The following is a 9,811-nucleotide window of genomic DNA, read 5'->3' as shown; positions in this document are numbered from 1 at the left end:
TCTTCAGGAGAATGGCATCTCCTTGCACATAGAGATGTCCGCGTTCAGGGAGTCGCATCCGGTGTGACCGATATGCTTCGTTTCATGACGGAAGGCCTTGCTGCAGCATCATATAGACCCCGAGGAGGATGAGCGCCGCTCCGAGGACGGCTTTTGCTTGGCGAGTCATGATTCCACCCTTTCGGCTGTAGGCCACCTGCAGAACGCGGTTGATGGCCGTTTTTTCCACTATACCAAGGCTGCGGCCTGCTGTCCTCCTGCCGGAGGAATCAGATCCCGACTTAAGTCCAGGTCGAGGCTGTCTCAGGCTCTCATCCTTCCCCGGCGTCGCCTGGAAGGCTGCGCAGCGGGCAATAGAGCCGACTAAGCCTGCCCCTCGTAGAGAGGCTCCGGACTGGAACATCGGATAGATGAAKTCCAGGGTGGCTTACTCCAATGAGAAGGTGTAACCGCCCAGCAAGCGGTTTCATAGGATAGGGCATGAGGAAGGAGGAAGGGACTTATGGCAAATACGTATACGTACACGCGGCGCGAGGAAGTGGCCAATGCGGTCACGCATGGAATCGGCACGGCGCTGAGCGTCGCGGCACTCGTGCTGCTCATCGTGTTCGCGGCCGAGAAGGGAACGGCGCTGCATGTCGTCAGCTTCACGATCTACGGAGTGGCCATGCTGCTGCTGTATACGGCTTCGACGCTGGTGCACAGCTTCCGGGAGGGGCGGGCCAAGCAGGTGATGGAGGTGCTGGACCACTCCTTTATTTACGTGTTCATCGCGGGCACCTATACGCCTCTGCTGTTCCATATGGTCGGCGGCAAGCTAGGGTGGACGCTGTTCGGCATCATCTGGGGGATCACGGTATTCGGGGTGCTGTTCAAATCGTTTTTCGTGACGAGATTCCTGTTCACCTCGACGCTTCTGTACATTGCGATGGGATGGCTGATCGTATTTGCCTGGGGCCCCCTTACGGCTCACCTCGCTTCCGGCGGAGTCACTCTGCTCATTGCCGGCGGACTGCTCTACACGGTCGGCTCGGTCTTCTATGTATGGCGGGGATTCCCTTACCATCACGCGGTATGGCATCTGTTCGTGCTGGCCGGCTCGGCGGTCCATTTCTTCGCGATTCTGCTCTACGTGCTTCCCTGGAGCTGATGCAGCGATAGGCGATTCGGCTCCCCGCAGCAAGCTATATGGCAAAACAAAGAGGCTGTCCCTGAAGGTCATGAACATGACCGGGGGCAGCCTCTTTGTTAGATCCAGCGCATCCGTCTACAGCATATCGGAATCGATGATGCGCCAATGGAGGCGCACCGCCTGCTCCAGCTTCTCCTTGTCGCGGCTGCGGAACAGCTCGGCGATCAGGCGGTGCTCGCCGTTGATTTCCTGCAGGAGGGCGGCCAGCCTTTCCTTGTCCTCGCTGGCATAGGATTGGCGGAGAAATCCGTTCTTGAGGGAATCCAGCATCTCGATCAAGGTGGAATTGCCGCATCGGCGGAGATAGCATTCGTGGAACTGGGCCTGATGCTCGTAGTAACGGCTGAAGTCATAGGCATCCAGATCGTCCTGGATCGCCGCGACCAGATCGTCGAGCGCCTCAAGGTCCCTATCGCTCAATTGATCGACAGCCAGCGTGGCGGCCAGCGAATCCAGCGTTGCGATCAGGAGGGAGTAGTCCTCCTTTTTTTTCTGGTCGAAAGCTTTGACGGTGAAGCCCCGTCGAGGCAGGTATTCGAGCAGGTTGTCCGAGCTGAGCTGGAACAAAGCCTCGCGGGTAGGCGTCCTGCTGATGTCCAGCCTTTTGCATATTTCGGCCTCGTTGATCTTGGAGCCGGGAAGCAGCGTTCCTTCCTGGATCCGCTGGGCGATGTACTCATAGACATGATCCTTGAGGGACTGGTACTTCGGCTGCATGCCTTCACTCCTCTATTGAAGCGTTGCTAGTTATCCTGCATGGATATGCAAAATATTTGTATAAATACTCCATATGACACATATTATCATCGGTTTTGAGCTTCATCAAGGGCATAAAAGGAATAATGATGACAGTTTAATGTTCGGTTTATGCACATGTATTCAGCTAATCAAGAAAATCATTGTTGGATTCCATTTTCTATGTTATTATTCCTTTCATACGCGATAAGCGCTTCCATCCTTGTATATTGTATACAAATGAAGCGTGTTTTAACCGTCCGGATCTTTTTTGGCCGGGTGGAGGCAGGGCGCCTGGATGTTTCGCGGCATCCGGGATTTTTTATCCGTCATATTGTATACAAAATACAATATGCATTTATAAGGAGAGGAAAAACATGCAATCCGCAGAAGCCATCGCTTTATCCGAGCGGCATGCCGCCCGCAATTACCACCCTCTGCCCATCGTCATCGAGAAGGCCTCCGGCGTCTGGGTGCACAGCCCGGAAGGCGAGCGCTACATGGACATGCTGAGCGCTTATTCGGCACTGAACCATGGCCATCGCCATCCGGCGCTGATCCGGGCGCTGCAGGACCAGGCTGCCAAGGTGACGCTGACTTCCCGGGCGTTCCACAATGACGCGGCGGCTGCTTTCTACGGCAAGCTGGCCGACTTCACGGGCAAGCCGAAAATACTGGCCATGAATACGGGAGCCGAGGCGGTGGAGACGGCGCTGAAGGCCGCCCGCCGCTGGGGCTACACAGTCAAGGGAATTCACGAGGATCAGGCGGAAATCATCGTCTGCACGGGCAACTTCCATGGAAGAACGCTCGCCATCACCTCTTTTTCTTCGAGCGAGGAGTACAAGAGCGGATTCGGCCCTTTCCTGCCGGGCTTCAAGCTCGTTCCTTACGGCGATCTGGAGGCGATGGAGGCGGCGGTCGGGGACCATACCGCCGCCGTGCTCATCGAGCCGATCCAGGGAGAGGCGGGAATCGTCATTCCTCCGGACGGCTACCTGCGCGGGATCCGGGAGCTGTGCAGCCGCCGCGGCATGCTGATGATCGCCGACGAGATCCAGACCGGCTTCGGCCGCACCGGCAGGCGCTTCGCCTGCGATTGGGAAGAGGTGGAGCCGGACATGTACGTGCTGGGCAAGGCGCTCGGCGGCGGCATCATGCCGATCTCGGCCGTGGCGGCGGATGAAGATGTGCTCGGGGTGTTCGAGCCGGGCTCGCACGGGTCCACATTCGGCGGCAACCCGCTTGCCTGCGCGGTCGCTTCCGCGGCGCTGGACGTTCTGGAGGATGAAGCTCTGGCGGAGCGTTCCGAGCGTCTGGGAGCTTATTTGCTGGAAAGGCTGCATGCGATTCAAAGTCCCCGCATCCGGGAAATCCGCGGCCGCGGACTGTTCATCGGCATCGAGCTGGACCGTCCCGCGCGGCCGTATTGCGAAGCTTTGATGTCCAGGGGCCTTCTATGCAAGGAAACGCATGATACGACGATCCGTCTAGCTCCGCCTCTCGTCATTGCCGAGGAGGAGATCGACTGGGCGCTGGCAAGACTGGCGGAAGTGCTTGAAGCCGACATCGACGACAAAGGAGACGGTAACGATGATGAACATGGCGACGGACATGAATGAGCGGCTGCGGAGCGGGCAGCGCAAGATTCAGCTGATCAAGGTGCCTTTCTGGCTCGGCGGGGGCCGTGCGGGCACGGAGCTTGGACCGGAGAGCATCATCGAGGCCGGACTCAAGCGGCAGCTGAAGGCGATGGAGCTGGAGCTCGCGGAGGAATGGGAAGTCGACGTTCCGGGAGATGCTGCGGAGCCTGCCGCACCCGGATGCTTGATGAAGCATAAGGCCGAGGTGGCGGAAATGGCTGGGCTGGTCGGCGAGAAAGTGTATCGGAGCGTCAGCTCGGGGGCTTTTCCGCTCGTGCTCGGGGGAGACCACAGCGTCGCCATCGGAACGCTGGCCGGACTCAGCGGACATTACGGCAAGCTGGGCGTCATCTGGTTCGATGCGCATGGGGACTTGAACCACGAAGGCACGACCCCCTCGGGCAACATGCACGGCATGGCTCTGGCTGCTGCGGTCGGACACGGCTCCTTCACGCTGGCGGACATTCCGGGAGCAGGTCCGTTGATCCGGCCCGAGAATGTCGTTCTCGTCGGAGTAAGGGACCTGGATCCCGGTGAAAAGGAGTTCATCCGCTCGTCCGGCATGACTTGCTTCACGATGCATGAGATTGACCGGATGGGCATCCATGCGGTCATGGAACAAGCGATCGCCGCGGCAGGCCGGAATACCGACGGCGTCCATGTCAGCTTCGACCTGGATTGTCTCGACCCCATGCAGGCGCCGGGCGTAGGAACGCCGGTTCCCGGAGGTCTGAGCTACCGTGAAGCCCATTATGCGCTGGAGCTGCTGGCGGAAAGCGGAATCGCCACTTCGCTGGAGCTGGTGGAGGTCAATCCGATCCTGGATCCTGCGCGCCGGACGGCCAGGGCAGCGGTTGAGCTCGCGGCTTCCTTGCTCGGTAAGCGTATTTTATAGGCAGAAGGGCTGCGATGCGGGCTGCTGCATGATTATACGGGGCAGCCCCTTGCAAAAAGAGGGGTTTAATAGGCTGTTTGGTTGCTGTTTGGTAGATTTTCATCGCATAAAAAAGCGATTCAGGTCGGTAAATATCGAATCGTATACCAAATCGTAATATTTGAGAAGATAGATTGAGAGAATGGGATCGCAATGTTATAATTCCTACCATACGTTATACAGTGTTTTGTATATTGTATACATACCTAAGGGGGAATGTAATTTTGTCCAGCCGCTTGAAGCTGAACAGAAAGCTGTTGTCTGCCGTTATTGCCGGTTCGATGCTTGCATCGCTGCTGACTCCTGCGGCATCCGCCGCGCTGCCGGAGACTTATGAGGCGGCGACCGTCCAAACGACGGCCGCAGAAACGAGTGCTCCGCTTGACGGATCTCTTGTGCAGGGAGCGCCGGGGTACGAGGCGTACCGGTACATGCTCAATCTCACGGAAACGATCGGCACGAGGCCGGCCGGTTCCGCCAAAGAAAACGAGGCGCGGGATTATATCCGGGACGAGTTCGCCGCCATGGGATACAGCCCGACCGTCACCGAGTTCGTGTACAACGCCAAGAACGGCGGCAAAAGCTATAATGTCGTCGCCGAGAAGCATGGCGAATCGCCGCGCACGATCATCGTCGGCGCTCATTACGATTCCGTGAAGGCGCCTAGCCGCGGCGCGGACGACAATGCGTCCGGCGTCGCCGTCATGCTTGAATCTGCTAAAGCGGTATCGCAGCAGACCGTTCCTTATACGATCAAGTTCATCGCATTCGGTTCCGAGGAAGCCGGCCTGCAGGGCTCCAAAGCCTATGTGGCCGCCATGTCCGAAGCCGACAAGGCCAATACCGTCGCCATGATCAACCTGGACAGCCTCGCTGCCGGGGACAATATGTACGTCTACGGATCTGCCGGGAAGGGCGGCTTTGTTCGCGATCAAGCGCTGGCCATCGCCGGCAAGCTCGGGCTGAACCTGCAGACGCAGGGCGGGGATAATCCCGAGTATCCGGCCGGAACGACCGGCGACTGGAGCGACCATGCTCCGTTCAAGAGCGCCGGAATTCCTTACGCTTATCTGGAAGCGACCAATTGGGCGCTGGGCGACAAGGACGGTTACACCCAGACCGTGCAGGACGGGGCCATCTGGCATACCGCCAAGGATACGCTGGCGTATCTGAGCGCCAACTATCCCGGCCGGATCGAGGAACGTCTGAGCACCTTCTCGTCCGTTCTTACGAACCTGCTGCTGGAGATCGAGGAGCCGTCCAACAAGCTGACCTTGAGCAGCGACAAGGCCTCGATTACCGAGAAGCGCACGATCACGGCCGATTTCGCTCTTCCGGGGGGAATCTCCGCGACGGATGCCGTCTATCTGAATTGGACCTATGGAGGCAAGCCTCTCAGCGACTGGAAGAAATACAATGCGCAAAAAGGCGATTATTCCGGAGATCCCTTCATCTATCTGGAAGGCAAGCCGGTCGTAAGCGGACGCCATCTTACCGCCAGGATCACGTTCGATCTGCCTTATGACCGCGTCAACGTGTCCGGCACCCCCTACCGCCAGCTGTATCCGAAGCTGCTCGGCACGAACGAGCTGATGGTTTCCGGCGCGGAAGGGGCGGTCGCTTCGGCGCCGATCAAGCTGAACGTCTATGACACCTACCGCACTTATGACGAAATCAAGCCTGAGATCGACCGCATTACGGCGGGCGCGAAGAGCGGCCGCTACATCGAGACCCGCGTGCTCGGCAAGTCCGTCCAGGGCCGCGACATCAACTTTACGATTCTGGCCAAGGACAAGGCGTCCGTCGACCAGTATGTGAACGAGACGCTGCCAGCCATGATCAACGATCCGGCCGGATTGCAGGAGAAGATCCGCAGCGGCAAGCTGACGGACTACAAGGTGCCGGTCTGGATCAACAACATCCATCCGGACGAAGCTCCGGGCGTGGATGCGATCCTGAACTTCTTTGAGGAAATGACCAAGAAGGACACGATCCAGTACGACACGACCGACAGCTCCGGCGCAGCGCGCCAGGTAAGCTTCGACGTGGCGGATGCGCTGGACGATGTCATCTTCCTGCTCAACTACACGCAGAATCCGGACGGCCGCTACCTCAATACGCGGGCCAATGCCAACGGCTTCGACCTGAACCGCGACAACTCGTACCAGACCCAGCCGGAGACGCAGATCGTCGCCAGCGAGATCGCCAAGTGGTCGCCGCTGTCCTTCCTGGACTTCCATGGGTTCGTCGGCCAGTTCCTGATCGAGCCGTGCACGCCTCCCCATGATCCGAACATCGACTACGACCTGCTGATCGACAGCATGGTGGAGCAAGCCGATGCCATGGGCCGCGCGGCTGTCGCCAACACGAAGTATGATGTGTACCACATCCCATATCTGGAAGCCGAAAAAGCGGCCGCAGACCCGAGCTACAAGCCGATCGCCAACGCGACGGGCTGGGATGATGCTTCTCCCGCCTACACCGCCGTATTCGCCATGCACCAAGGCGCTCTCGGCCATACGATCGAGATTCCGGAACTGAATGAAGATTCCACGACGGCGCTGCTGTATACCGCGCTCGCCTCGACGGATTACGTCATGGCGAACAAGCAGAAGCTGTTCCTGAACCAGCTGGAGGTGTACAAGCGCGGCATCGAGAACGTGGACAGCCCGGCTGTCGACAAGTACCTGGTCAATGCCAAGCATGAGTCCATCGGCCGCCCGCGCGCCGAGGGCAAAAGCTTCTTCCCGGAATACTATGTCCTTCCAGTGGACGAGTCCAACCAGAAAAACGCGCTCGAAGCGGTCAACATGGTGAACTATCTGATCCGCAACAGCGTCAAGGTCGAGAAGACGACCGATTACGTCACCATTGAAGGAAGAACTTATCCTAAAGGCACTTATCTTGTTCCTATGCATCAAGCCAAGCGCAGCTTCGCCAATCTCGTGCTGTACGACGGCATCGACGTCTCCGATTTCAGCGAGATGTATGCCGACATCGTGCAAAGCTTCTCTTATATGAGAGGTTTCGACCGCTACGCGGTATTTGCGAAGGATGCTTTTACCGGCAAGACGGCTCCGGCGGCCTCCGCTGCAAAGCCGGCAACGAGCGTGGAAGGCACGGCTTCCCATTATGTCATCCGAAGCAGCAACAACGACGCGATTCGAGCCGTTAACGAGCTTGCGGGCGCCGGCAAGTCGGTAACGCTGCTGACTTACGGGGGGCCGGGGTATGAGACAGGCGATTATCTGGTGTCCTATGCCAACCTCAAGCTTGTCAAAGACAAGTATTCCTTAAGCACCGTTCCTTGGTATTCGCAGTATTCGCAGAAGGCGGAGGGCAAGCTTTTGAAATCCATCTCGGTATCTGCGTCCGGAGTTCCGGCGTTTGTGCTGAAGGATCTTGGTTTCAGAATTGCTGCCAGCCAGCCTGAGGCAGACGTGCTCGTCAATACGAGCGGAAGCAAGGCCGCCATCGAGGCAGGCAAGCCATTCATTGGTTACGGCCGCTCTGCGATGAGCACGCTCAAGCAAACGGGCCTGCTGCCTGGATTCGACTTCGCAACGACGGGCAGCACCCATGAAGGCCTGTTTAAAGCGATTCTCAATCAGAACAGCGTCATCACGGCTCCTTACCAAGCGAATGATTACCTGTACACTCAGTCCGGCTCTTATGTGAAATCCGTTCCGGAAGGCGCCGAAATTCTTGCCTCGGCAAGTGCTGCAGACGACTTCTTCCTTGCAGGCTGGTGGCCTGGGCATGAGGCCGTCAAAGGCAAGGTCATGGGCTTCAAGCTGAACAAAAATGCTCTGAACGTAACTGTCTTTGCCGGAGAGCTGACCAACAAAGCGCATCCGCAAGCCCAATATCGCCTGTTGGCTAATGCGCTCTATGCAGCCGCTCCTGCCGCTGCGGAGGGCTCGATGGATGACGGCAACGGCGAAACGCCGCCGATAATCCTACCGACACCGGCAGATCCGACGCCGACACCGGCAGATCCGACGCCGACACCGGCAGATCCAACGCCGACGCCTGCGCCAACGTTGAATCCTTGGACTCCGGCACCGACCGTAACGCCTACGCCGACACCAAGCGCGACGCCGGCTCCATCGCCTTCGGTTCAGCCTTCGGCTTCTCCGACGCCGGCGCCGGCCCACAGCTTCCGCGATCTCGACACCGTCGGCTCGTGGGCCGGGGATGCAATCGCAGAGCTGTACGCCAAGGGCATCATCAAAGGGCTGGATGACAACAGCTTCGCTCCTAAAAAAGAAGTAACCCGCGCCGAGTTCCTGACCATGCTCGTGCGGGCGCTCAACCTGCCGAGCGGATCGGCGAGCCTGTCGTTCGGCGACGTCAACCGGAATGCCTGGTATTATGACGCTGTCGCTGCCGCTGTGCAGGCTGGCATCGTCAAAGGTACGGGAGACGGAAAGTTCGAGCCCGGCCGGGCGATTACGCGGGAAGAGATGGCGATCATGGCCGCGAATGCATTGAAGCTGGCCGGCGGCATCGCAGCGGCTGATGCCTCTGCAGCGCTTGCAGCCTACAAAGACAGCGGCAAGATCGCTTCCTATGCCAAGCCTTCCGTAGCGCTGCTCAGTGAAAAAGGAATCCTTACAGGCACTGGCAACGGCGGATTTGAGCCGAAAGGCAAGGCCAACCGCGCTCAGGCAGCCGTCATCATCAGCCGGCTGCTCCACGTGTCCTAACGGATTGAAGTGAATGAAGGAAAGAACTGTTCCGAACAGTTCTTTCCTTGTTCATTTCTGCTTGAAACCATAAATAGCAAGAGAGCATGAATAAATATCTTTATTCCTAAATAACTACATCATAAAAAGTCGGAAATGGCATCATTTTGAAACTTATGCTTTAGACGTTGTGATTGCTTATTATCGGTGTTATACTGGCATTCGTAATTATTTATTCGTTTTTTCGCATATTTACTTTTGCATAGCCATCGGACGGGTTAAGCCCGCTCCACATCGATTAAATAGAGGCAGGAGAGATGATCATGAAGAAGGTTTGGACAGTAGCGATCGCGGCCATGCTGGTGCTGACCGCATGCGGCCAGAAGGGCAACGTCGAAAGCAATGCGGGCGGTGCCGCGAACACGGGCGCAGCCGAGAATACGAATGCGGGCACGGAGCAAAAAAACGCTGGTGCTCGGCACGAGCGCGGATTATGCGCCGTACGAATTCCACAAAACGGTTGACGGCAAAGACACGATCGTCGGCTTCGACATCGAGATCGCCAAGGAAATCGCCAAGGATCTCAACGCGAAGCTGGAAATCAAGGACATGGACTTTG

At 57.8% G+C, this 9,811-nt stretch carries 8 protein-coding genes; 6 read left to right on the top strand and 2 right to left on the bottom strand.

The window, feature by feature from the left end:
- Positions 1-82: 82 nt before the first annotated feature.
- Complete coding sequence (locus tag BN871_RS27980) at positions 83-229, bottom strand: hypothetical protein (RefSeq protein WP_157060370.1); 147 nt, start codon at positions 227-229, stop codon at positions 83-85.
- Between the two features lie 273 nt (positions 230-502).
- Here BN871_RS27980 and BN871_RS22970 point away from each other — a divergent pair, with 273 nt between their 5' ends.
- On the top strand, positions 503-1,150 hold the full coding sequence (locus tag BN871_RS22970; RefSeq protein WP_021879396.1) for a hemolysin III family protein: 648 nt from the start codon (positions 503-505) through the stop codon (positions 1,148-1,150).
- Positions 1,151-1,267: 117 nt separating this feature from the next.
- On the opposite strand, the gene BN871_RS22965 is transcribed toward BN871_RS22970, so the two are convergent.
- The gene (locus BN871_RS22965; protein ID WP_021879397.1) at positions 1,268-1,909 is read right to left on the bottom strand and encodes a GntR family transcriptional regulator; all 642 of its coding nucleotides are present in this window, start codon (positions 1,907-1,909) and stop codon (positions 1,268-1,270) included.
- Positions 1,910-2,304: 395 nt separating this feature from the next.
- Between BN871_RS22965 and BN871_RS22960 the strand changes: the two genes are divergently transcribed.
- From BN871_RS22960 to BN871_RS22945, 5 genes are all read left to right on the top strand, one after another.
- Positions 2,305-3,549 (top strand): ornithine--oxo-acid transaminase, encoded by a 1,245-nt coding sequence (locus BN871_RS22960; RefSeq protein ID WP_048749139.1) that lies wholly within the window; start codon positions 2,305-2,307, stop codon positions 3,547-3,549.
- Positions 3,521-4,465 carry an arginase gene (rocF, locus tag BN871_RS22955; protein ID WP_232313279.1) on the top strand — a complete coding sequence of 315 codons (945 nt, stop codon included), beginning with the start codon at positions 3,521-3,523 and terminating at the stop codon, positions 4,463-4,465. The genes BN871_RS22960 and rocF overlap by 29 nt, the downstream gene beginning before the upstream one ends.
- Positions 4,466-4,728: 263 nt before the next feature.
- Positions 4,729-9,213 carry a M20/M25/M40 family metallo-hydrolase gene (locus BN871_RS22950; RefSeq protein ID WP_053087033.1) on the top strand — a complete coding sequence of 1,495 codons (4,485 nt, stop codon included), beginning with the start codon at positions 4,729-4,731 and terminating at the stop codon, positions 9,211-9,213.
- A gap of 296 nt (positions 9,214-9,509) precedes the next feature.
- Positions 9,510-9,716, top strand: a complete 207-nt coding sequence (locus BN871_RS30360) for an LPS translocon maturation chaperone LptM (RefSeq protein ID WP_374725893.1) — start codon at positions 9,510-9,512, stop codon at positions 9,714-9,716.
- The coding region (locus BN871_RS22945) for a transporter substrate-binding domain-containing protein (RefSeq protein ID WP_048749138.1) at positions 9,637-9,811 on the top strand (175 nt) is incomplete at its 3' end. The genes BN871_RS30360 and BN871_RS22945, both read left to right, overlap by 80 nt.

Source organism: Paenibacillus sp. P22 (genome assembly GCF_000469945.2).
GTDB classification, from domain to species: Bacteria; Bacillota; Bacilli; order Paenibacillales; family Paenibacillaceae; genus Paenibacillus_O; species Paenibacillus_O humicus.
This window is presented reverse-complemented; position numbering and strand designations above follow the sequence as displayed.

What these genes read in the sequence shown, in the direction of transcription:
- BN871_RS22970 (WP_021879396.1), top strand. Translation starts at nt 503, where the DNA reads ATGGCAAATACGTATACGTACACGCGGCGCGAGGAAGTGGCCAATGCG.
- BN871_RS22965 (WP_021879397.1), bottom strand. Translation starts at nt 1,909, where the DNA reads ATGCAGCCGAAGTACCAGTCCCTCAAGGATCATGTCTATGAGTACATC.
- BN871_RS22960 (WP_048749139.1), top strand. Translation starts at nt 2,305, where the DNA reads ATGCAATCCGCAGAAGCCATCGCTTTATCCGAGCGGCATGCCGCCCGC.
- rocF (WP_232313279.1), top strand. Translation starts at nt 3,521, where the DNA reads ATGATGAACATGGCGACGGACATGAATGAGCGGCTGCGGAGCGGGCAG.
- BN871_RS30360 (WP_374725893.1), top strand. Translation starts at nt 9,510, where the DNA reads ATGATCATGAAGAAGGTTTGGACAGTAGCGATCGCGGCCATGCTGGTG.